23 protein-coding genes are annotated in these 22,463 nt (G+C 65.8%); 21 read left to right on the forward strand and 2 right to left on the reverse strand.

Features of this window, described 5'->3' with window-relative positions:
* Position 1 precedes the first annotated feature (1 nt).
* The 13 genes from nuoH to AC3A3G_RS04345 all read left to right on the forward strand — a co-directional run bounded on the left by nuoH (position 2) and on the right by AC3A3G_RS04345 (position 11,630).
* Positions 2–1,078 (forward strand): NADH-quinone oxidoreductase subunit NuoH, encoded by a 1,077-nt coding sequence (nuoH, locus tag AC3A3G_RS04285; RefSeq protein WP_200165435.1) that lies wholly within the window; start codon positions 2–4, stop codon positions 1,076–1,078.
* Positions 1,078–1,305, forward strand: a complete 228-nt coding sequence (locus tag AC3A3G_RS04290; protein WP_312204083.1) for a hypothetical protein — start codon at positions 1,078–1,080, stop codon at positions 1,303–1,305. Before nuoH ends, AC3A3G_RS04290 begins: the two co-directional genes overlap by 1 nt.
* Complete coding sequence (locus tag AC3A3G_RS04295) at positions 1,302–1,517, forward strand: hypothetical protein (RefSeq protein ID WP_040345160.1); 216 nt, start codon at positions 1,302–1,304, stop codon at positions 1,515–1,517. Before AC3A3G_RS04290 ends, AC3A3G_RS04295 begins: the two co-directional genes overlap by 4 nt.
* Positions 1,517–2,008 (forward strand): NADH-quinone oxidoreductase subunit NuoI, encoded by a 492-nt coding sequence (nuoI, locus tag AC3A3G_RS04300; RefSeq protein WP_040345161.1) that lies wholly within the window; start codon positions 1,517–1,519, stop codon positions 2,006–2,008. The genes AC3A3G_RS04295 and nuoI overlap by 1 nt, the downstream gene beginning before the upstream one ends.
* A gap of 113 nt (positions 2,009–2,121) precedes the next feature.
* Positions 2,122–2,748, forward strand: coding sequence for an NADH-quinone oxidoreductase subunit J (locus AC3A3G_RS04305; protein WP_088411531.1), 627 nt, complete (start codon positions 2,122–2,124; stop codon positions 2,746–2,748).
* A complete protein-coding gene (gene nuoK / locus AC3A3G_RS04310; RefSeq protein ID WP_003164596.1) occupies positions 2,748–3,056 on the forward strand; it encodes an NADH-quinone oxidoreductase subunit NuoK in 309 nt (102 codons plus the stop codon). Before AC3A3G_RS04305 ends, nuoK begins: the two co-directional genes overlap by 1 nt.
* Before the next feature lie 14 nt (positions 3,057–3,070).
* Complete coding sequence (gene nuoL, locus AC3A3G_RS04315; RefSeq protein WP_487487696.1) at positions 3,071–5,122, forward strand: NADH-quinone oxidoreductase subunit L; 2,052 nt, start codon at positions 3,071–3,073, stop codon at positions 5,120–5,122.
* Positions 5,123–5,127: 5 nt separating this feature from the next.
* Positions 5,128–6,615 carry an NADH-quinone oxidoreductase subunit M gene (locus AC3A3G_RS04320; protein ID WP_487487631.1) on the forward strand — a complete coding sequence of 496 codons (1,488 nt, stop codon included), beginning with the start codon at positions 5,128–5,130 and terminating at the stop codon, positions 6,613–6,615.
* Positions 6,616–6,622: 7 nt separating this feature from the next.
* Positions 6,623–8,065: an NADH-quinone oxidoreductase subunit NuoN gene (nuoN, locus tag AC3A3G_RS04325; RefSeq protein ID WP_487487632.1), complete on the forward strand. Its 1,443-nt coding sequence runs from the start codon at positions 6,623–6,625 to the stop codon at positions 8,063–8,065.
* 6 nt (positions 8,066–8,071) lie between these two features.
* A complete protein-coding gene (locus AC3A3G_RS04330) occupies positions 8,072–8,818 on the forward strand; it encodes a biotin--[acetyl-CoA-carboxylase] ligase (RefSeq protein ID WP_487487633.1) in 747 nt (248 codons plus the stop codon).
* Positions 8,815–9,609, forward strand: coding sequence for a type III pantothenate kinase (locus tag AC3A3G_RS04335; protein WP_040345174.1), 795 nt, complete (start codon positions 8,815–8,817; stop codon positions 9,607–9,609). Before AC3A3G_RS04330 ends, AC3A3G_RS04335 begins: the two co-directional genes overlap by 4 nt.
* Before the next feature lie 6 nt (positions 9,610–9,615).
* A complete protein-coding gene (locus AC3A3G_RS04340) occupies positions 9,616–11,292 on the forward strand; it encodes a ribonuclease J (RefSeq protein WP_200165429.1) in 1,677 nt (558 codons plus the stop codon).
* A complete protein-coding gene (locus AC3A3G_RS04345) occupies positions 11,292–11,630 on the forward strand; it encodes a DUF3088 family protein (RefSeq protein WP_125900152.1) in 339 nt (112 codons plus the stop codon). Before AC3A3G_RS04340 ends, AC3A3G_RS04345 begins: the two co-directional genes overlap by 1 nt.
* A 301-nt stretch (positions 11,631–11,931) precedes the next feature.
* Here the strand turns inward: AC3A3G_RS04345 and AC3A3G_RS04350 are convergent, their stop codons facing one another.
* Positions 11,932–12,291: a 5-carboxymethyl-2-hydroxymuconate Delta-isomerase gene (locus AC3A3G_RS04350; RefSeq protein WP_487487634.1), complete on the reverse strand. Its 360-nt coding sequence runs from the start codon at positions 12,289–12,291 to the stop codon at positions 11,932–11,934.
* Positions 12,292–12,365: 74 nt separating this feature from the next.
* Here AC3A3G_RS04350 and AC3A3G_RS04355 point away from each other — a divergent pair, with 74 nt between their 5' ends.
* The 4 genes from AC3A3G_RS04355 to AC3A3G_RS04370 are packed head-to-tail and all read left to right on the forward strand — an operon-like array spanning position 12,366 to position 16,055.
* Positions 12,366–12,632, forward strand: a complete 267-nt coding sequence (locus tag AC3A3G_RS04355) for a DUF1467 family protein (RefSeq protein WP_087141628.1) — start codon at positions 12,366–12,368, stop codon at positions 12,630–12,632.
* Between the two features lie 60 nt (positions 12,633–12,692).
* Complete coding sequence (proS, locus tag AC3A3G_RS04360; RefSeq protein WP_487487635.1) at positions 12,693–14,009, forward strand: proline--tRNA ligase; 1,317 nt, start codon at positions 12,693–12,695, stop codon at positions 14,007–14,009.
* Positions 14,006–15,319, forward strand: coding sequence for a lipoprotein-releasing ABC transporter permease subunit (locus AC3A3G_RS04365; RefSeq protein WP_200215718.1), 1,314 nt, complete (start codon positions 14,006–14,008; stop codon positions 15,317–15,319). Before proS ends, AC3A3G_RS04365 begins: the two co-directional genes overlap by 4 nt.
* Positions 15,312–16,055: an ABC transporter ATP-binding protein gene (locus tag AC3A3G_RS04370; RefSeq protein ID WP_292060719.1), complete on the forward strand. Its 744-nt coding sequence runs from the start codon at positions 15,312–15,314 to the stop codon at positions 16,053–16,055. The genes AC3A3G_RS04365 and AC3A3G_RS04370 overlap by 8 nt, the downstream gene beginning before the upstream one ends.
* On the opposite strand, the gene AC3A3G_RS04375 is transcribed toward AC3A3G_RS04370, so the two are convergent.
* Positions 16,052–16,423, reverse strand: a complete 372-nt coding sequence (locus AC3A3G_RS04375) for a hypothetical protein (protein WP_200165531.1) — start codon at positions 16,421–16,423, stop codon at positions 16,052–16,054. The genes AC3A3G_RS04370 and AC3A3G_RS04375 overlap by 4 nt on opposite strands.
* A gap of 180 nt (positions 16,424–16,603) precedes the next feature.
* Here AC3A3G_RS04375 and AC3A3G_RS04380 point away from each other — a divergent pair, with 180 nt between their 5' ends.
* The 4 genes from AC3A3G_RS04380 to rpsB all read left to right on the forward strand — a co-directional run bounded on the left by AC3A3G_RS04380 (position 16,604) and on the right by rpsB (position 22,405).
* A complete protein-coding gene (locus AC3A3G_RS04380; protein WP_200165418.1) occupies positions 16,604–17,263 on the forward strand; it encodes a response regulator in 660 nt (219 codons plus the stop codon).
* Positions 17,264–17,496: 233 nt separating this feature from the next.
* A complete protein-coding gene (gene dnaE, locus AC3A3G_RS04385; protein ID WP_487487697.1) occupies positions 17,497–20,952 on the forward strand; it encodes a DNA polymerase III subunit alpha in 3,456 nt (1,151 codons plus the stop codon).
* Positions 20,952–21,317, forward strand: a complete 366-nt coding sequence (locus AC3A3G_RS04390) for a GFA family protein (protein WP_125900159.1) — start codon at positions 20,952–20,954, stop codon at positions 21,315–21,317. The genes dnaE and AC3A3G_RS04390 overlap by 1 nt, the downstream gene beginning before the upstream one ends.
* Positions 21,318–21,562: 245 nt before the next feature.
* Positions 21,563–22,405 (forward strand): 30S ribosomal protein S2, encoded by an 843-nt coding sequence (rpsB, locus tag AC3A3G_RS04395; protein WP_125900160.1) that lies wholly within the window; start codon positions 21,563–21,565, stop codon positions 22,403–22,405.
* The last annotated feature ends 58 nt before the right edge of the window (positions 22,406–22,463 follow it).

A 22,463-nucleotide genomic window follows, 5' to 3' on the forward strand; every position in this document is an offset into this window, starting at 1 on the left:
CATGGACGCTGCGACTTCCTTCTGGACTACGCCTCTGGGTTGGACCCTCGCCACTGTCGGCGGGATCCTGCTGGTGGTGGTCGGTATCCTGATCTCCCTGGCCTTCCTGCTGCTGGCCGACCGCAAGATCTGGGCGGGCGTTCAGCTGCGCAAGGGTCCGAACGTGGTCGGCCCCTTCGGCCTGCTGCAGTCCTTCGCCGACTTCTTCAAGTTCGTGCTGAAGGAGATCGTCATTCCGGCCGGGTCGGACAAGGTGGTCTTCATCCTGGCCCCGCTGATCAGCTTCGTGCTGGCCTTCGTGGCGTGGGCGGCGATCCCGTTCGCGCCGGGCTGGGTGGTCGCGGACCTGAACGTCGGCATCCTGTACATTCTGGCGATCAGCTCACTGGGCGTTTACGGCATCATCATGGGCGGCTGGGCTTCGAACTCGAAGTACCCGTTCCTGGGGGCGCTGCGTTCGGCGGCGCAGATGGTGTCCTATGAGGTCTCGATGGGCCTCATCATCATCAACGTCATCCTGCTGGCCGGGACGATGAACCTGACCCAGATCGTGACCCAGCAGTCCGGCTGGTTCTGGAACTGGAACGCCTTCGGCGGTGGCCTTGAGACCCTGCCGACGATCATCGTCATGCTGCCGATGACCATCGTCTTCTTCATCTCGGCCCTGGCCGAGACCAACCGTCCGCCGTTCGACCTTCCGGAAGCGGAGTCGGAGCTGGTGGCCGGTTATCAGGTCGAATATTCCTCGACCCCCTACCTGCTGTTCATGATCGGCGAATACGCCAACATCGTCTTCATGTGCGCCATGATCACCCTGCTGTTCTGCGGAGGGTGGAATCCGGGCTTCCCGACTGACTTCCTGAACAGCGTCCCGGCCTTTGTCGCCAACCTGTTCTATCTGCTGGTCTTCATCACCAAGGTCGTCTTCTGGTTCTTCATGATCGCCCTGGTGAAGGCCTTCGTCCCCCGCTACCGCTATGACCAGCTGATGCGTCTGGGCTGGAAGATCTTCCTGCCGGCCTCGCTGGTCGCCGTGGTCTTCGTGGCGGCGTGGCGCGTCTTCGCGGTGGGGGCGTGATGGGCGCTCGCGCCACAGTCCTGATCGCGCTGGCGCTCGCCGCCGGCCTGTCGGCCTGCACCTTCAAGCCGATGGATCCGGCTGCGCCCGAGACCGCGTCCGCGCGTCTCGAGCGGCTGGACCGCGAGCGGGCGGAGGAGGCGGACAAGCGCGCCTATTGCCAACGTCTGTCGCGGGACGATCCGCGCTTCGACAGGGACGGCTGCGAACGCCGGATCGGTGGATGAAGACGAAAGCCGCAGCCCTGATGTTCGCCCTGGCCGCGCCCATGCTGGCGTCGGCCTGTGCGCCCTATGAGGCCGACCCGGTGTCGGTCTATCAGTGGGAGCGCAAGGTGCAGGAAATCGAACGGCGCGAGGCGGAACGCCAGCGCCTTTGCCAGACCCTCGACAAGGAAAGCGCCCGCTATGAACGCGAGTGCGCCGGAGTGAAATCGTAATGCTGACCCGTATCGTTCAGGCGGCCAAGGGCGCGATGCTGACCGACGTGTTCGGCGCCGTCGGCCTGTCGATGAAGTACATGATGAAGCCGAAGGCGACGGTGAACTATCCGTTCGAGCGCAACCCGCAGTCGCCGCGCTTCCGTGGCGAACATGCGCTGCGCCGCTATCCGAACGGCGAAGAACGCTGCATCGCCTGTAAGCTGTGCGAGGCCATCTGCCCCGCCCAGGCCATCACCATCGAGGCCGAACCGCGCGCCGACGGCAGCCGCCGCACGACGCGCTACGACATCGACATGGTCAAATGCATCTACTGCGGCCTGTGCCAAGAGGCCTGCCCGGTGGACGCCATCGTCGAGGGACCGAACAGCGAGTTCGCCACCGAGACGCGCGAAGAACTGCTCTATGACAAGGCGCGCCTGCTGGACAACGGCGACCGCTGGGAGCGTCTGATCGCGAAGAATCTGGAACTCGACGCTCCGTATCGCTAAACGGAGCGGCGATTCCGCCACGCTGACCCTGACCTTCGGGCCGGGGCCGATTTTGGAAGGGTCCGAGGTTTCCCCTCGGGCCATTGGTTTTGAAGAGGGGCGTCGTCCCGCACATGTTGCAAGGCCTGGCCTTCTATCTTCTCGCGACGGTCGCCGTGGTTTCCGCCCTGCTGGTGGTGACCGCGCGCAATCCCGTGCACTCCGTTCTCTGGCTGATCCTGACCTTCTTCTCGGCGGCCGGTCTGTTCGTACTGCTGAGCGCCGAGTTCCTGGCGATGCTGCTGGTCGTCGTCTACGTCGGCGCCGTGGCGGTGCTGTTCCTGTTCGTCGTCATGATGCTGGACGTCGACTTCGTGAAGCTGCGCGAGGGTTACGCGCGCTACCTGCCGCTGGCGGGCATCGTGGCGGGCGTGCTGCTGGCCGAGATGATCATGGTGTCGATCACCGTCGTTCAGGGCGGGGCCGCCCGCGACGCAACCGCGCCGGTTCCGGCCGGGCCTGACGTCACCAACATCGAGACGATCGGCCGCGTGCTCTACACGGACTACGTCTACTTCTTCCAGGCGGCGGGCGTGGTCCTGCTGATCGCCATGATCGGCGCCATCGTCCTGACCCTGCGCCACCGTCCGGGCGTGCATCGCCAAGATCTGGCCGCCCAGGCCAACCGCGAACGCGCCAAGGCCGTCGAGATCAAGTCCGTGACCACGGGCCAGGGCGTCACCCCCGAGGAGCTTCTGTAATGGATATCTCGCTCCAGCATTATCTGGCGGTCGCCGCCATGCTGTTCACCATCGGCGTCTTCGGCATCTTCGTGAACCGCAAGAACGTCATCATCATCCTGATGTCGGTCGAGATGATCCTGCTCGCGGTGAACATCAACTTCGTGGCCTTCTCGACTCACCTGAACGACGTGTCGGGTCAGCTGATGGCCATGTTCGTCCTGACCGTCGCCGCGGCCGAGGCCGCCGTCGGCCTGGCCATTCTCGTGACCTTCTTCCGTAACCGCGGCGACATCGCGGTCGACGACGCCTCCGTGATGAAGGGCTGATCGGAACCGTGACTATCCAGACTCTCGTCACTCTCGGCGTCTTCGCCCCCCTGCTGGGGGCCATGATCGCCGGCTTCTTCGGTCGCCGGATCGGCGACGTCGCCTCGCAGGCCGTCACCACGGGCCTGCTGTTCTTCTCGTGCGCGGTCTCCTGGATCGTGTTCAGCCAGTGGACCTGGGGCGGGCTGGAAGCCTTCACCGTGCACCTGGCGCCGTTTATCCACGTGGGCGAGTTCCAGTCGAACTGGTCGATCCGCGTCGACGCCATGTCGGCTGTCATGCTGATCGTTGTGACGTCGGTGTCCTCGCTGGTTCACCTCTATTCCTGGGGCTACATGAAGGAGGACGACAGCCGTCCTCGCTTCTTCGCCTATCTGTCGCTGTTCACCTTCATGATGCTGGCGCTGGTGACGGCGGCCGACTTCCTGCAGATGTTCTTCGGCTGGGAAGGCGTGGGTCTGGCGTCCTATCTGCTGATCGGTTTCTGGTTCAAGAAGCCCTCGGCCACCGCGGCCTCGATCAAGGCCTTCGTAGTTAACCGCGTCGGCGACTTCGGCTTCCTGCTCGGCATGATGACCGTGTTCTGGATGTTCGGCACGATTGAGTTCGCCAAGCTGTTCCCGCTGATCGCGGGCAAGGCCGGGACGGGCTGGGAATTCCTGGGCCACACCTGGTCGGCGCTGGATCTGGCCGGTCTGCTGCTGTTCATCGGCGCGATGGGCAAGTCGGCGCAGTTCTTCCTGCACACCTGGCTGCCGGACGCGATGGAAGGCCCGACGCCCGTGTCGGCCCTGATCCACGCGGCCACCATGGTCACGGCGGGCGTCTATATGGTCTGCCTGCTGTCGCCGCTGTATGAGCACGCGCCCGTCGCGTCGCAGTTCATCGCCATCATCGGCGGCATCACGGCCATCTTCGCCGCGACCGTCGGCATGATGCAGAACGACATCAAGCGGGTGATCGCCTATTCGACCTGTTCGCAGTTGGGCTACATGTTCTTCGCGGCGGGCGTCGGCGCCTATCAGCCCGCCATGTTCCACCTGTTCACGCACGCCTTCTTCAAGGCCCTGTTGTTCCTGGGCGCCGGTTCGGTGATCCACGGCATGCACCACGAGCAGGACATGCGGAAGATGGGCGGCCTGTGGAAGCTGCTGCCCGTCACCTATGCGACCATGATGATCGGCACCATCGCCATCACCGGCCTGGGCATGCCCGGCGTCGGCGGCTTCGCCGGCTTCTACTCCAAGGACTCCATCCTCGAGAGCGCCTATGCGGCGGCGACGACCGGCCACTCGGCCGCGGGCATGTTCGCCTTCGTCATCGGCATCTCGGCGGCCCTGCTGACGGCTTACTACTCGTGGCGTCTGGTGTTCATGACCTTCCACAACAAGCCTGTGTGGAAGGAAGAGGAGGGCGCGCACCATGCGGACGCCCACGCTCATGACGATCATCATGCCCATGACGATCATGCGCACGACGACCATCACCATGGTCCGCTGAAGCCGCATGAGAGCCCGTTGGCCATGGTCGTGCCGCTGCTGGTGCTGTCGGTCGGCGCGGTGTTTGCGGGCATGATCTTCGCCCCGCACTTCATCGGCCATCATGAGGCTGAGTTCTGGCGCGGCGCCATCTTCGTCGGCAGCGCGAACCACGTCCTGCACGAAAGCCACAACGTCCCGACCTGGGTGAAGTGGGCGCCGCTGATCGTGACGCTGCTGGGCACCGCCATCGCCTTCTGGGTCTACGTCCTGAAGGAAGGCGTCGCCAGGCAGTGGGCCGACCGCAAGGGCCCGCTGTGGACCTTCCTCTACAACAAGTGGTTCTTCGATGAGCTGTACGACGCGGTCTTCGTGAAGGGGACCAAGGCGATCGGCGACTTCTTCTGGAAGATCGGCGACGTGAAGATCATCGACGGCCTCGGCCCGAACGGCGCGGCCTGGGCTTCGCTGAAGTCGGGCGGCTGGTTGTCCCGGTTCCAGTCCGGTTTCGTCTACTTCTATGCATTCGTGATGCTGATCGGCGTGGCTGCGTTCCTTGCCTTCGCTATCTTCACGTGGGGAGCCTGAGCCTCGTGCCTCACATTCTGAGCATCGTCACCTTCCTGCCGCTTCTCGGCGCGGCCGCGATCCTGGTCGCGCGCCTGCTGAACAAGGGCGGTCAGGACGCCGCGGCCCCGGCCGCTCGCTGGATCGCCCTGATCACCACAATGGTGGTGCTGGCCGTGTCCGTCCTGCTGGTCGCGCAGTTCGATCCGTCGAACCCGGCCTATCAGTTCGTCGAGAACTACGCCTGGTTCGCGGGCGCCGGCTATCACCTGGGCGTGGACGGGATCTCGATCCTGTTCGTCCTGCTGACGGCCTTCCTGCTGCCGATCTGCATTGTGGCCAGCTGGAAATCGATCGAGACGCGCGTCGTCGAATACATGATCGCCTTCCTGATCCTGGAGACCATGGTCATCGGGGTGTTCACCTCGCTGGACCTGTTCCTCTTCTACATCTTCTTCGAAGGCACCCTGGTGCCGATGTATCTGATCATCGGCATCTGGGGCGGCGCCAACCGCATCTACGCAGCGTACAAGTTCTTCCTGTACACCCTGCTGGGATCGGTCCTGATGCTGCTGGCCATGCTGTGGATGGCCCACACGACGGGCACCACCAGCATTCCGGAACTGAAGCAGTACGCCTTCGACCCGGCGGTGCAGCCGCTGCTGTGGCTGGCCTTCTTCGCCTCCTTCGCGGTGAAGATGCCGATGTGGCCGGTGCACACCTGGCTGCCCGACGCCCACGTTCAGGCGCCGACGGCGGGTTCGGTCATCCTGGCCGGCATCCTGCTGAAGCTGGGCGGCTACGGCTTCATCCTGTTCAACATTCCGATGTTCCCGCTGGCGTCGCAGATGTTCACGCCGCTGGTGCTGACGTTGTCTGTGATCGCCGTGGTCTACACCTCGCTGGTCGCCTTCCGTCAGACGGACATCAAGAAGCTGATCGCCTATTCGTCGGTCGCCCACATGGGCTTCGTGACCATGGGCATCTTCGCCGGCAACGACACCGGCGTTCAGGGCGCCGTCTTCCAGATGCTGAGCCACGGCCTGATCTCGGGCGCGCTCTTCTTGTGCGTCGGCGTGGTCTATGACCGGATGCACACCCGTGAGATCGCCTTCTACGGCGGCCTGACGGCGCGGATGCCCTGGTATGCGGCCATCTTCCTGATGTTCACCATGGCCAACGTCGGCCTGCCGGGCACCTCGGGCTTCATCGGCGAAGTGCTGACGATGACGGGCGCCTATCAGGTCTCGACCTGGGCGGCCCTGATCGCGGCCTCGGGCGTGATCTTCTCGGCGGTCTATGCGCTGACGCTGTTCCGCAACGTCATGTACGGCCCGATCACCAATCCGGCGCTGGAAAACATCACCGACATCGACAAGCGCGAACTGCTGATCTTCGTGCCCCTGGTCGTCGGCACCATCTGGCTGGGCCTCTATCCCAACGCCGTTCTCGACTACACCGGGCCGACTGTTGAAGCCCTGACCAGCGCCTATCGCGCCGCGATCGGCGGGTGAGACCATAATGCCTGATCTGTCCTCCGCTCTCCAACTCGCCGCCCCGGAACTGACCCTTGCGGTCGGCGGGCTGGTGCTGCTCATGCTCGGCGCCTTCGCCGGCGAGAAGTCGACGCGCCTGGTCTCGGGCCTGTCGGTGCTGCTGCTGCTGGCGGCGACGGCTCTGGCCGTCGTCGGCCCGCTGGGTTCGGCCTTCAACGGGGCCTATGTGGCTGATCCGCTGGCTGTCTTCGGCAAGGCGGTGATCTTCCTGTCCGCCGCCGTGGCCGTGGTGCTGGGCGACGGCTGGATGCATCGCAACAACATCGCCAAGTTCGAATATCCGATCCTGATCGTGCTGGCTTCGGTCGGCATGGGCATGATGGCGTCGTCGGGCGACCTGATCTCGCTCTACATCGGCATCGAGATGCACTCGCTGGCCCTCTACGTCCTGGCCGCCTATCGCCGCGACGACCTGAAGGCCTCGGAAGCAGGCCTGAAGTATTTCGTCCTGGGCGCCCTGTCGTCGGGTCTGCTGCTGTACGGCGCCAGCCTGATCTACGGTTTCGCCGGTTCGATGCGGTTCGAGGACATCGCCGCCTTCGCCACCGCCAACCCCGGTCCGGGCTTGATCTTCGGCCTGGTCTTCCTGATCTGCGGTCTGGCGTTCAAGGTTTCGGCCGCGCCGTTCCACATGTGGACGCCCGACGTCTATGAAGGCGCCCCGACCCCGGTCGTGGCCCTGTTCTCGACCGCGCCCAAGGTGGCGGCCATGGTGCTGATCATCCGCGTGCTGGTCGAAGGCTTCGGCCTGGCCCATGCGCAGTGGGCCCAGGTGCTGATCCTGATCTCGCTGATCAGCTTCGCGGTCGGCGCCTTCGGCGGCCTGATGCAGAAAGACATCCAGCGCCTGCTCGCCTATTCGTCCATCATCAACATCGGCTACGCCCTGCTGGGCGTGGCGGCCGGCACCCAGGTCGGCGTTCAGGCGACCCTGATGTTCATGACCCTGTATGTCGTGGACCAGATCGGCTTCTTCGCCATCCTGCTGTCGGTGAGCCGCAATGGTCGTCCGATCCGCAAGATCGCCGATCTGGCCGGTCTGAAGAAGGACCGTCCGGTGACGGCCGTCGCCCTGACGATCCTGTCGCTGTCGGCTGTCGGTATTCCGCCGATGTCGGGCTTCTGGGGCAAGTTCTACGTTTTCGGCGCCGCCGCCGATGCCGGCTACTGGATGGCGGGCGCTGCGGGTCTGGTGGCCTCGGTCGTCGCGGCCTTCTACTATCTGCGCATCATCAAGGTGATCTGGTTCGACACGCCTGAGTTCGACGTGACGACCGACAAGGCGCCGGCCGGCGCACAGTGGATCGGCTGGGCGGCTGCGGCCTTCAGCTTCCCTGTGCTGCTGATCGCCCTGACCTGGCTGGAGCCGCTGACGCGCGCGGCTGCTGCGGGCGTCGGGATCGGATAAGGGGCCTTGGCGGCTCCGGTCCTGATCCTCGAAGAGACCGACTCCACCAACGCCGAGGCGCGCCGTCGCGCCGAGGCGGGCGAGGCCGGGCCGCTGTGGATCGCGGCTCGGCGTCAAACCGCCGGGCGGGGCCGTCGCGGCCGCGCCTGGGACAGCCGGGAGGGCAATCTGGCCACGACCCTGCTGCTGACGCTGAACCGCACTCCGGCCGAGGCGGCGCAACTGACCTTCGCCGCCGCGCTGGCGGTGGCCGATCTGCTGGACCGTTATGTCCCACCCGCGCTGGTCAGCATCAAATGGCCCAATGACGTGCTGCTGGACGGGCGCAAGTCGTCAGGCATCCTGATCGAATCCGGGCCTGCGCCTTCCGGCGGCCTGTGGCTGGCTGTGGGCGTCGGCGTGAACCTGTCCCACGCGCCCGAAGGGACCGAGCGCCCGACCACCTGCATCGCCGAGCACCTGCGTCACGACGTGGCCGCCGCGCCGTCGATGGAGGAGGGGGCGAGGGCGCTGGCCGAAACCTTCGACGCCTGGCTGGAACGCTGGACGCGTCTGGGCTTTCAGCCCGTGCTGGACGCCTGGGTCGCGCGCACGCCGGGCCTGTTCGGCCCCTGCACGGCGCGGCTGAGCCATGAAACCCTGAGCGGGATCGCCGACGGCGTCGAGGCCGACGGCGCCCTGCGTCTGAAACTGCCGGACGGAAGCCTGCGGGTCATCTCCGCCGGCGACGTCTTCTTCGGAGAGGCCGCCTGATGCTGCTGGCGATCGAGCAAGGCAACACCAACACCCTGTTCGCCGTTCACGATGGCGAAGAGTGGATTTTCCAGTGGCGCACCGCCACCGATCCCATGCGCACGGCCGATGAATACGCCGTCTGGCTGCATCAGTTGTTCGAGATGCGCGGCCAGGGCCAGACCATGGCCGACATGGACGGCTGCATCATCTCCAGCGTGGTGCCGCAGTCGATCTTCAACCTGCGCAACCTGGCGCGGCGCTATCTGAACGTCGAACCCCTGGTGATCGGCGAGAACGTCGAACTGGGCATCGAGGTGCGCATCCATAAGCCCAGCGAGGCCGGGGCCGACCGTCTGGTCAACGCCATCGGCGCGCTTCAGGTCTATGAGGGCGATCTGTTGCTGATCGACAGCGGCACGGCCACGACCTTCGACGTCGTGTCCGGCGCGAACGGGCAGGGGGCTGGGGCCTTCGAAGGCGGGCTGATCGCGCCCGGCATCAACCTGTCGCTTCAGGCTCTGCACGAGGCGGCGGCCAAGCTGCCGCGCATCGCCATTCAGCGCCCCGACACCGTGATCGGGCGCGACACCGTCACCTCCATGCAATCGGGCGTCTTCTGGGGCTATATCGCCCTGATCGAAGGGCTGGTGGACCGTATCAAGGCCGAGTGGGGCAAGCCCATGACGGTCATCGGCACCGGCGGCGTCGCCTCCCTGTTCGAGGGCGCAACCGACTCTATCGACCGGTTTGATCCGGACCTGACCATCCGCGGCCTACTCGAAATCTGGCGGCGGAACTCCCATCTGTAAGGCCGTATGAAAAAGCAAAATCAAAACGACGAACTCGTCTTCCTGCCGCTGGGCGGCTCGAACGAGGTCGGTATGAACCTGAACGCCTATGGCTTCGGCCCGGCGCATGACCGCAAATGGATCATCGTCGATGTCGGCGTGACCTTCGGCGACCAGTCCACGCCCGGCGTGGACGTCATCGTGCCGGACCCCAGCTTCCTGGAAGGCGAGAACATCCTGGGCATCGTGCTGACGCACGCGCACGAGGACCACATCGGCGCCCTCGGCTGGCTGTGGCCGCGCATCCAGGCACCCCTGTACGCCACGCCCTTCACCGCCTTCCTGATCCGCGAGAAGCTGCGCGACGCCGGCATCTATGAAGATGTCGAACTGCACGAGGCGCCGCTGGGTTCGACGGTGAACCTGGGCCCGTTCGAGGTGACCTACGTCACCATCACCCACTCGATCGCCGAGCCGAACGGCCTGGCCATCAAGACGCCGCTGGGCACGGTGCTGCACACCGGCGACTGGAAGATCGACAACGATCCGGTCGTGGGCGAGCGCACCGACGTCGACTTCATCCAGAAGCTGGGCGACGAGGGCGTCCTGGCGATGGTGTGCGACTCCACCAACGTCTTCGTGGACGGCGTCGCCGGATCCGAGGGCGATGTGAAGGTCAAGCTGGCCGAGCTGATCCAGGGCCTGAAGGGCCGGGTCGCCGTGGGCTGCTTCGCCTCGAACGTCGCGCGGATGCACAGCGTCATCAGCGCTGCTGAGGCCGCTGGGCGCCGCGTGGCCCTGGCCGGGCGCTCGATGCACCGCATCACCGCCGCCGCCAAGTCGGTCGGCATGTTGAACGACATCAAGCCCTTCCTGTCTGAGCAGGAGGCCAAGGTCTGGCCGGCCGACGAAATCCTGTACCTGTGCACGGGCAGCCAGGGCGAGGCGCGCGCCGCCCTGTCGCGCGTGGCCGAAGGGACGCATCCCTTCATCAAGCTGGGTGAGGGGGATCACTGCATCTTCTCGTCGCGCGTCATCCCCGGCAACGAACTGTCCATCGGCCGTCTGCAGGACAAGATGGCCGAGCGCGGAATCCGCATCTACACCGAGAAGGATCACCCCGGCATCCACGTCTCGGGCCACCCGTGCCGCGACGAACTGCGCCAGATGTATCAGTGGGCCCGGCCGCAGATCGCCGTGCCGACCCACGGCATGCGTCGCCACCTGATCGAGCACGGCAACCTGGCCAAGGACATGCAGGTGCCGGAGACGGTCACGCCGCGCAACGGCGACATGGTGCGCCTGGCGCCCGGACCCGCCGCCATCATCGACGAAGTGCCCTCGGGCCGTCTGTTCGTCGACGGCGGCATGCTGGTGGAAGAGGCTGGCGAGGCCCTGCGCGAGCGCAAGCACGCCGCCAGCAACGGCATCCTGATCGTCAGCTTCGCCCTGGACAAACGCGGTCGGATCGCCAGCGACATCGACGTGCGCGGCATCGGCCTGCCGGGCGACGCCGACCGTCCGCTGGGCGATGTGCTGGACGACATGGCCGAGCGCGTCGAGAACACGGTGCGCGGCCTGAAGGGCGAGGCGCTGGAGGACGAAGCCGTCATCGAACAGGCGGTCAGCCGGACCTTGAAGAAGGCCAGCCAGCAGATCTGGGATCGTCGTCCGATCGTGGAAACCGTGGTGCTGAGGCTCTGATGGCGGATCGTCTGTATCTTCTGAACGCCGACTGGTTCGACGATCAGGGCGGGCCGTGGTTCTGCCCGCCCGGCGCGCGGATCGAGGGGGTGCTGGGCCTGTATCCGCGCCTGCGCGAGCATCTGACGGTGACCCACCTGGACCACCCGCGCCCGCGCCCGGCCGTGATCGCCGAAGTGGGCGAGGCGAACCAGAGTTGCCCGCTGCTGGTGCTGGACGGCGAGTTCGACTGGCCCGACGCCCAGGTCAGCGAAGAGACCGGCGCGCGCTTCCTGCAGGACGACGCTATCCTGCCGTACTGGGCCGCGCGCTACGGGATCGGGCGACCGCATCCGTAAGGCCTTCTCCTCCCCATGAAATGGGGAGGTGGATCGGGCGCGTGAGCGCCCGAGACGGAGGGGCTGCTTGGTTCCGCTGTCGCTAAGCCCCTCCACCGCTTCGCGGTCCCCCTCCCCACAAAGTGGGGAGGAATAAGGAGCGCCTCTTTCTCCCCCCCTTCATGGGGAGGGTGGCTGAGCCCGATAGGGCGAAGCCGGGTGGGGGCGGCAAGGCTGTTCAGGCGCGGAGGCCAGGATCGCCTCGCCCTCCCCACCCGGTCGCTTCGCGACCACCCTCCCCATGAAGGGGAGGGAGAGGGAATCAACTCCCCAGCGTGACCTTGCGATAGTTATCCCGGTCGAGATTCCCGATCTCGACCGACACCTGCCGCGGGCCGTCATAGCTGGACACGCCGGCCAACAGGGCGGCCTGCACGGCTTCGCCCAGGGCGGTCTTCTGTTCCTGGGTGCGGCCGCTGAGGATGCGCAGGTCGCAGTGGACCATGGCCTGATCCGGGTCGCCGTCAGCGATGATCAGGCGGCCGCAGCGCACGATGCGCGTCTTGCAGGCGGGAAGGGTCGCGCCGACCGTCTCGACACAGAGGCGATGAATCTCCAGCGCCAGGGCGCGCCAGTCGGTCGCGTCGAAATGGGTGGAGTGTTCCAGCGTAATCTGTGGCATTCAGGGCGTCCTTGTTGCGGCGCCTCTCCTTATCGCGCCGCGACGATGATTGCGATGAACGGACTTTAGAGACGATGCCCCTTGGCCCCTTCACCCTGGTCGCCACCTTTCTGACGGTGTGGTGGATCGTGCTGTTCGCGATTCTGCCGCTGGGCATGTCGGACCAGATCAAGGATCCGCCGACGGACGGCACCCAGTGGGGAGCGCCGAAGAACCCCAACCTCAAGAAGAAGTTCATCACCACGACCTGGGTGTCGATCATCGTCTGGCTCATCATCGTCGCCATCGTCTGGATCGGCTGGACCCCCGTGCCCGACATCACCCACGCCAACGCGCTCTAGCTTTCGCCCCCTTCGCCCGGTTAAACCTCGGGCCTGACTGAATTTGCCGAGAATCCTCCCATGCGCCTGTCGCGCTACTTCCTGCCGATCCTGAAAGAAGCCCCCTCCGACGCCCAGATCGTGTCGCATCAGCTGATGCTGCGCGCGGGCATGATCAAGCAGGAGGCCGCCGGCATCTACGCCTGGCTGCCGCTGGGCCTGCGGGTGCTGCGCAAGATCGAGAACATCGTCCGCGACGAGCAGGTCAAAGCCGGCGCCGTCGAGCTGCTGATGCCGACGCTGCAACTGGCGGACCTGTGGCGCGAGAGCGGCCGCTACGACGCCTATGGCCCGGAGATGCTGCGCATCACCGACCGTCATGAGCGCGAGCTGCTGTACGGACCGACCAACGAGGAAATGGTCACGGATATCTTCCGGGCCTATGTGAAGAGCTACAAGGCCCTGCCGCTGAACCTCTTCCACATCCAGTGGAAGTTTCGCGACGAGCGCCGCCCGCGCTTCGGCGTCATGCGCGGTCGCGAGTTCCTGATGAAGGACGCCTATTCCTTCGATCTGGACGAGGCCTCGGCCCGCATCGCCTACAAGCGGATGTTCGCCGCCTATCTGAACACCTTCGCCCGCCTGGGCCTGAAGGCGGTGCCGATGCGCGCCGATACCGGCCCGATCGGCGGCGACCTGAGCCACGAGTTCATCGTTCTGGCCGAGACCGGCGAGAGCGAGGTCTTCTGCGACCGCAAGCTGGTCGAGATGGCTGCGCCCGGCCACAATCTCAGCGTCGAGCAGTTGGAGGGCGTGTTCAACGAACGCACGGCCCTCTACGCCGCGACCGAGGAAATGCACGACGCGGCCCAGTTCGAGACCCAGACCGCCGAGGGCGACCGCCTGTCGGCGCGCGGCATCGAGGTCGGCCACATCTTCTACTTCGGCACCAAATACTCGGCCGCCATGAAGGCCAAGGTCGCCGGGCCGAACGGCCAGGACACCGAGGTCCACATGGGCAGCTACGGCGTCGGCGTGTCGCGCCTGCTGGGCGCCATCATCGAGGCCAGCCATGACGAGGGCGGCATCATCTGGCCGGACTCGGTCGCACCGTTCGACGTGGCGGTGATCAACCTGCGCGCCAGCGACGAAGCCGTCTCGGCCGCGTGTGAAGACGCCGTGGCCAAGCTGGAAGCTCTGGGCAAGGACGTCCTCTACGACGACACGGACGAGCGGCCGGGCGGCAAGTTCGCCACCGCCGACCTGATCGGCGTGCCGTGGCAGCTGACCATCGGGCCCAAGGGTTTGGCTGACGGCGTGGTTGAACTGAAGCGCCGCGCCACCGGCGAGAAGCAGAGCCTGTCGCTGGACGCCGCCTTGGAGCTGCTGACGAAATGACCGACGCCGCGACGGCTTCCGCCCCGCAGCCCGCGCCCAAGCCGGCCGGCCCGTTCTCCAGCTGGGAGATCGGGCTGGCGCTCCGCTATCTGCGCGCCAAGCGCAAGCAGGGCGGGGTGGCGCTGATCGCCATGATCAGCTTCATCGGCATCATGCTGGCCGTCGCCGTGCTGATCAGCGTGATGAGCATCATGGCGGGCTTTCGCGGCACGCTGATGGATCGGATCCTGTCGTTCAACGGCCATATGTATGTGCAGGGGCCGGTGCTCTATGCGCCCGATCGCGACGCCGCGCTGAAGCGGATCGCCGACGTGCCGGGCGTCGTGTCTGTGACGCCTTTGACCGAAAGCCCCGCCATGTTCCGCGCGGGCAATCTGGCGACCGGCGGCATGGTGCGCGGCGTAAGGCCCCAGGACTTGGCCTCGATGAAGTTCGTCTTTGAAAGCCTGAGTCCGGGGGCGCGCGAACGGTTCGGCAAGGGCGAGTACGGCGGCGATCACGTCCTGATCGGCAAGACCCTGGCGGAGGAAGCGGGGCTGCGCGAGGGGGATCCGATCTCGCTCTACACTCCGACCGGCGCGGACAGCGCCTTCGGCAATTTGGGCGGGCTGGAGAAGACCTATATCGTTGGCGGAATCTATACGTCAGGCGCGGCCGATTACGATCGCGCCTTCATCTTCATGCCTCTGGAGCAGGCTCAGCTCTTCTTCGGCAAGGATGGCGTCTGGGACATCATCGAGATGAAGGTAGCCGAGCCGGATAAGGTCGAGAACTTGCTGGCGCCCGTTCAGCGCGCCGCCGGGTCGGGCAACGCCGTCACCGACTGGCGCAACCGTCAGGCCGCGATCTGGGGCGCGCTTCAGGTGGAGCGCACGGCCATGAGCATCATCCTGGGCATGGTGGTCGCCATCGCCGCCATGAACATCATCAGCGGCATCGTCATGCTGGTGAAGAACAAGACTCGCGACATCGCCATCCTGCGCACCGTGGGCGCCAGCCAGTCGTCCATCCTGCGCATCTTCTTCATGTCGGGCGCGGCCATCGGCATCGGCGGCACCATCGCGGGCCTGGTTCTGGGCCTGCTGTTCTGCTGGAACATCGGGGCGATCCAGCATTTCCTCGAGGGCCTGCTGGGCGTCCAACTGTTCAACGCCGAGGTCTATATGTTGGATTCCGTTCCGGCCAAGGTGGACCCGTGGGACGTGACCTGGGTCGCGGTCTTCTCCTTCTTCATGAGCTGCCTGGCCAGCTTGCCGCCGTCGTGGAATGCGTCGCGCATCGATCCGGTGGAGGCCTTGCGCTTTGAATAGGTTGCTGAAGAAGAAGCCCGCCGTCGCCGCCGAGACGAACGGCGCCATCCTGTCGTTGCGTGGGGTGACGCGGACCTATCCGACCGCCCAGGGCGGGCTGACGGTGCTGAAGGGCGTCGATCTGGAGGTCATGCCGGGCGAGGTCGTCGGCCTGATCGGTCCTTCGGGGTCGGGCAAGTCCAGCCTGCTGCACGCGGCGGGTCTGCTGGAGCGGCCGACCAGCGGCCAGGTGCTGATCGACGGCGAGGACGTCGGCGGCCTGGACGAGCGGGCGCGCACGCGCCTGCGTCTGCACCGCATCGGCTTCGTCTATCAGTTCCACCACCTGCTGCCGGAGTTCGATGCTCTGGATAATGTGGCCCTGCCCATGCGTATCGCGGGCGTAGGGGAAGGGGAGGCGCGGCGTCGCGCGACCGAGAAGCTGACGGCGCTCGGTCTGGGCCAGCGCGTCACGCACCAGCCCGCGCAACTGTCGGGCGGCGAGCAGCAGCGCGTCGCCATCGCCCGCGCCCTGGCCAACAGCCCGCGCCTGCTGCTGGCGGACGAGCCGACCGGCAACCTGGACCCCGCCACCAGCCAGGCGGTGTTCGAATCCCTGCGCGAACTGGCCAAGACCACGGGCGTCGCCGCCCTGATCGCCACGCACAACATGGAGTTGGCCGGTCACATGGACCGCGTCTTCGCCCTGAAGGACGGCCACCTGGAACAGCGGGCGGCCGAAAGCCACGCCTACTAGGAGGCGATGAGCCGCGTCGTCGCCTGCAGCGGCGTGCGATAGGGCATCATGGTCCAATGCAGCGCAGCTGCGCCCAGCAGCGGCGGGACGTCGGCATATCGGGGATGAACCGGGTCGATCGCGCGACGCAGGACCGCTGTCTCGTCCGGCCTGAGCGGCGGTTGAGACAGCGCCAGGACACGGTGGATACGAAACTGCACCGTTTGCCGCCAGGCCTCCGTCGACGCCGTCTCGCAGGGACTGGCGCCGAGCAGTTGAAGGAAGCCGTCAAGAGAGCCGGGCGACCCTTCCATGGCGTAGATGATGACGTCATCCACGCTGGCGGCCACGCCGGCGAGCCCCAATGACCGGGCTTGGTCGCGTCGCATGTCGATCAGGGCCGGTCACCGTGCGCCTTGCGCGAATCCTGACGGAGGCTGGGTCAGGAATACGGCGCTTTGCAACACAGCGAGCCTCCATGTTCGCCTCAGCGTAACTGAAATATCGTTCTGCGTATGCTCACACGGGATCAACTGCGTGGGACTACGAGGTTTTTCCCGCGCTAAGCCTTGCGTAGTTTCAACGACATGATGCGTGATGGCGTGGACGGCGGTCGAAATGAACAAGATGCGGAAAGGGTTGGGCGCGCTATCGCTGAAATCGCCATCATTGATGATGATCGGGCGCTGCTGGAGCTGACCCTTTTGGCGGTGCGTGAGGCGGGGTTCTCCGCCGTCGGTTTTCATGAACCGCTCGACGCCTTGATGTGGGCGTCCGACGCAGATCCGACCTGCCTTGTCGCCGACCTGAAGATGCCGGGTGTCGAAGGGTTGGATCTGGTGGCCGCCTTCTGCGCCCTGAACCGACATGCCGTTATCGTCGTCAGCGCCTTCGTGGACGTGCGGACGACGGTGGACGCCATGCGCCTGGGCGTGGACGATGTTCTGCCCAAGCCCGCGACGATCGATGAGTTGGTGCGCGCCCTGCGTCGCGGGGCGGAGGCCTTGGCGTCCACGCCGGCGCGTGAGGAACTGACCTTCACCCGCCGCGAGCGTCAGGTCGCTGAGATGCTGGTCGAGGGGCTGACCACCAAGCAGATTGCCCAGAACCTGGAGCTGAGCCCGCGCACGGTCGAGTTCTTTCGCGCCAGCCTGCTGCGCAAGACGCAGTCGCCCAACTCGGCCGCGCTGGCCTCGGCGCTGACCCGGCTCGGCTTCCTCGCGAATTGAGGTTGACGAGAACAAAGAGGCAACCTAGAACAAATGGGCAACATTTGATCTGGGGATAAAATCAATGACGCGTTGGGTGAGGGATCTGCTGTCGCTTGCGTCCTGCGGCGGCTTCGTCTGGATGGTCTGGCAGGCGGCCTTCCTGGTGACATGACCGCGCCCCATTGAAGCGCGACTCCCTGCATGATGACGATGCGCCCGTGTGATCGGGCGCTGCGATGCGGGGTTTTCGATTGGCGGATGCGGTGAACAGTCAGGGCTTTGTCCACCTGCGGGTCCGCAGCGCCTATTCGCTGCTGGAAGGGGCGATCAAGGCCGGCAAGATCGGCAAGATGGCCGCCGATGCTGGAATGCCGGCGGTGGGTGTGGCGGACCGCGCCAATCTGTTCGGCGCCCTTGAGTTCAGCCAGACGACCAAGGATGCGGGCGTCCAGCCCATCGTCGCCTGCGCCCTGCCGGTGCTCGATATCGGCGGGCAGGTCGTTCAGCGCTGGGCCAAGACGCCGACGGTCGTGCTGATCGCCCAGAACGAGCAGGGCTGGCTCAACCTGTGCGCCTTGTCGTCCGCCGCCTATCTGGATGCAGGCGAGATGGCTGAGCCGGGCGTGCCCTGGGGACAGGTTGTGGATAAGTCGGAGGGGCTAATCCTGCTGTCCGGCGGCCCGGACGGTCCGATCGACCCCCTGTTCGTACAGAAAAAGCCGGTCGAGGCCGCCGTAGCCCTGGCGGAAATGAAGCGCGTCTTCGGCGACCGCTTCTATGTCGAACTGCAACGCCACGGCCTGTCCAGCGAGACGGTGGCCGAGGGCGGGTTGGTTGAATGGGCCTACGCCAACGACGCGCCGTTGGTCGCGACCAATGACGTCTATTACGCCAAGGCGGCCCAGGCGAAGTCGCACGACGCCTTGCTCTGCATCTCCGACGGCGCCTTCACGGGCCAGGAGGACCGCCGCCGCGTCACCGGCGAGCACTGGTTCAAGTCGGCCGAGGCGATGCGCGAACTGTTCGCGGACCTGCCCGAGGCCTGCGACAACACCATTCAGATCGCCCGCCGCTGCGCCTTCCTGGTCAAGACGCACAAGCCGATCCTGCCGCGCTTCGACACGGGCGCAGGCCGTTCGGAAGACGACGAACTGGCGCACCAGGCGCGCGAGGGGCTGAAGGCGCGGCTGGAGAAGAACCAGGCCTACGCGCCCGAGGAAGACTACTGGTCCCGCCTGGAATGGGAGGTCGGGATCATCCAGCAGATGGGGTTCCCCGGCTACTTCCTGATCGTGGCGGACTTCATCAAATGGGCCAAGTTGCATGACATCCCGGTGGGGCCGGGGCGGGGCTCGGGGGCCGGTTCCCTGGTCGCCTGGTCGCTGACCATCACCGACCTGGATCCCTTGCGGTTCGGCCTGCTGTTCGAGCGTTTCCTGAACCCCGAACGGGTCTCCATGCCCGACTTCGACATCGACTTCTGTCAGGAGCGGCGCGAAGAGGTCATCGACTACGTCCAGGACCACTACGGCAAGGACCGGGTGGCCCAGATCATCACCTTCGGCACCCTGCAGGCGCGGGCCGTGCTGCGCGACGTGGGCCGGGTGCTGCAGATGCCGCTGGGCCAGGTGGACCGTCTGGCCAAGATGGTGCCCGCCAACCCCGCCAACCCCGTGACCCTGGCCCAGGCCATCGACCTGGAGCCGCGCCTGCGTGAGGCGCGCGACGCCGAGCCTGCCGTCAAGGCGTTGCTGGAGACGGCTCTGGAGCTTGAAGGCCTCTACCGCAACGCCTCGACCCACGCGGCGGGTATCGTCATCGGCGACCGGCCGCTGACGGAATTGGTGCCGCTGTATCAGGATCCGCGCTCCACCATCCCGGCCAGCCAGTTCAACATGAAGTGGGTCGAGCCTGCGGGTCTGGTGAAGTTCGACTTCCTGGGCCTGAAGACGCTGACGGTGCTGGATCGGGCCAAGAGCTATCTTGAACGGCGCGGCGCGGCCCAGGACTGGGGCCTGCTGCCGCTGGACGATCCCAAGACCTATGAGTTGATGGCTTCGGGACAGACGGTCGGGGTGTTCCAGCTGGAATCCCAGGGCATGCGCGACACCCTGCGCAAGATGCGCTGCGGCTCGATCGAAGAGATCACGGCTCTGATCTCCCTCTATCGGCCGGGGCCGATGGAGATGATCGACACCTACATCGACCGGAAATTCGGTCGGGCCGAGGTCGATTACCTGCACCCCAGCCTGAAGGAGGTGCTGACCGAGACCTACGGCGTCATCATCTACCAGGAACAGGTGATGAAGATCGCCCAGATCCTGGCGGGCTACAGTCTGGGCGAGGCCGACCTGCTGCGCCGCGCCATGGGCAAGAAGAAGAAGGAGGAGATGGATTTCCAGCGCCTTCGCTTCGTCAAGGGCGCGTCCGAGAAGTCCGTGCCGGAGGCCCAGTCGGGCTCTATCTTCGACCTGGTGGCCAAGTTCGCGGGCTATGGCTTCAACAAGTCGCACGCGGCGGCCTATGCGCTGATTTCGTTCCAGACGGGCTGGCTGAAGGCCAATCACCCGGTGGAGTTCTTCGCGGCGTCGATGAGCCTCGATCTGTCGAACACCGACAAACTGGCGGTCTTCTATCAGGATTGCCGACGGTTTGAGGTTCCGGTCCTGGCGCCCGACATCAACCGTTCATCCGCCGACTTCGACGTGTCGTGGAAGGACGGTCAGGGCAGCGTGCTCTATGCGCTGGGCGCCATCCGCAACGTGGGCCTTGAGGCGATGAAGCACGTCATCGAGGTGCGCGAGACAGGCGGGCCCTTCCCCGATATCTTCGACTTCCTGGAGCGGGTCGATCCGCGGGCGGTGAACAAGCGGGCGTTGGAAGGCCTGGCGCGCGCGGGCGCGTTCGACAGCATCCATCCGAACCGTCGCCAGCTGTTCGAACAGGCTGATGTGCTGATCGCCTATTGCCAGAGCGTGGCGGCGGAGCGGGCTTCGTCCCAGGTCAGTCTGTTCGGCGCCGATCAGGCCGCCGCGGCGCGGCCGCGTCTGAAGAGCGTCGAGCAGTGGGCCGGACCGGACAAGCTGGATCAGGAGCTTTACGCCGTCGGCTTTTATCTGTCGGGCCACCCGCTGGAAGAGCTGACGCCTGCATTGAAGCGCAAGCGCGTGACCTTCGTGGCCGAGGCGCAAGGGCTAGCCGAGGCGGGGCATGAAGCCTTCCAGATGGCCGGTGTGGTGCGCCGCCGTCAGGAACGGGCCAGTGCCCGCACCGGCGAGAAGTTCGCCTTCGTCACCTTCTCGGACCCGACGGGCGAGTTCGAATGCCTGTTCCCGCCTGAACAGCTTCGGCGGTGCCGCGAGGTTCTGGAGGTCGGGACGTCGGTTCTGGTCAAGGTTCGGGCCAAGGCGGCCGACGGCGAGGTGCGCTTCTTCGGCGACGACGCCAGCCGCATGGACGTGCTGCTGGACGACGCCCAGATCGGGCTGCGCGTCGTGCTGTCGGCTCAGTCAGCGGACGCCGAGGCGCTGAAGGCTCGGCTGGACCGGGCGCGAGCGCAGGGCAAGGGCGGCGAGGTCTGGCTGCAGGCGACGCTGGGCGGCCGCACCGAGGTCGAGATCAAGTTGCCGGGACGATACCGGCTGGACGCGGCGCTGCGCGGCGCGTTGAAGTCGGCGCCGGGGGTGGTGATGCTGGAGGACGCCTGATGAGCGAGACGAGCGTGAAGACCCATGCCGGGTCGTGCCACTGCGGCGCCGTGGCCTATGAGGTGGATGTCGGGCTGGACGGCCTGGTGGAGTGCAACTGCTCCCATTGTTATCGCAAGGGGTTCGTCCTGGCCTTTACGCCGCGTTCGGCTTTTCGCCTGATCAAGGGCGAGGAGGCGATGACTTCCTACTTCTTCAATCGGCACAAGATCGAGCATCGCTTCTGCCGGACCTGCGGGGTGCAGCCGTTCGGTTACGGCGTAGCGCCGGACGGCAGCGAGGTGGCGGCCATCAACATCCGCACCCTGACCGATGTCGAACCCTGGGACTGGACAGCTCAACGCGTGGACGGACGCAGCTTCTGATCAATCTTCTCGTGGGGGGAACTGTTCGCGCGGCGTTTTGAGATCGATGCTTCTGGCTAACCGCTCTGTAGCCCATCATCTTCGATGCCTTGCCTTTTTCGGCCGGTTCGCCTACATGCGCGGCGCACTTCGCACGTGGGCGTGGCGCGGCCCGGGGAGACATCCCGGTCTGCACCGTTCCGAGGGATCAGCCGGTCCTTTTAACCGCCCGCGCTAGGTTTGATCGGAAAAAGGAAAAGACGATCATGGCTCTGCCTGAATTCTCGATGCGTACGCTGCTGGAAGCCGGCGCTCACTTCGGCCACCAGACGCACCGCTGGAACCCGAAGATGGACCGCTACATCTTCGGTTCGCGCTCGAACATCCACATCATCGACCTGTCGCAGACGATGCCGCTGTTCCACCAGGCTCTGGTGGCTGTGCGCGACGTCGCCGCCAAGGGCGGCCGCGTCCTGTTCGTCGGCACCAAGCGCCAGGCCGCCGGCCCGGTGGCTGAAGCCGCCACGCGCTGCGCCCAGTACTACATGAACAACCGCTGGCTCGGCGGCACGCTGACCAACTGGCGCACCGTTTCGGGCTCGATCGCTCGCCTGCGCGAGCTGGAAACCATCGTCGGCGCCGGCGGCGAAGGCCGCAACAAGAAAGAGCTGCTGACCCTGCAGCGCGAGAAGGACCGTCTGGAACTGTCGCTGGGCGGCATCAAGGACATGGGTTCGGTGCCGGACATCATGTTCGTGATCGACACCAACAAGGAAGCGATCGCGATCCAGGAAGCCCGCAAGCTGAACATCCCGATCATCGCCATCCTGGACACCAACTCGGACCCGGACGGCATCACCTATCCGGTTCCGGGCAACGATGACGCCGCTCGCGCCATCCAGACCTATTGCGATCTGATCGCTGACGCCGTTCTGGACGGCCTGGCCGCCGGCGCCGCCGCTCAGGGCATCGACCTGGGCGCTTCGGAAGCTCCGGTCGAGCCGGCCCTGCGTGAAGCCGCCGTGGTTGAAGCCGAAGCCGCTCCGGCCGGCGCTGAAGGCGCAGCTGAAGAGCTGGTCGCCGCCGAGGCCGAGAAGGTCGAGGGCTGAGACTGACGTTCCGGCGCCGCCGCGCGCCGGACCGACGTCAACTTGACATGCGGCCGGG

It is taken from the genome of Brevundimonas sp. Soil_N_31, assembly GCF_057655995.1.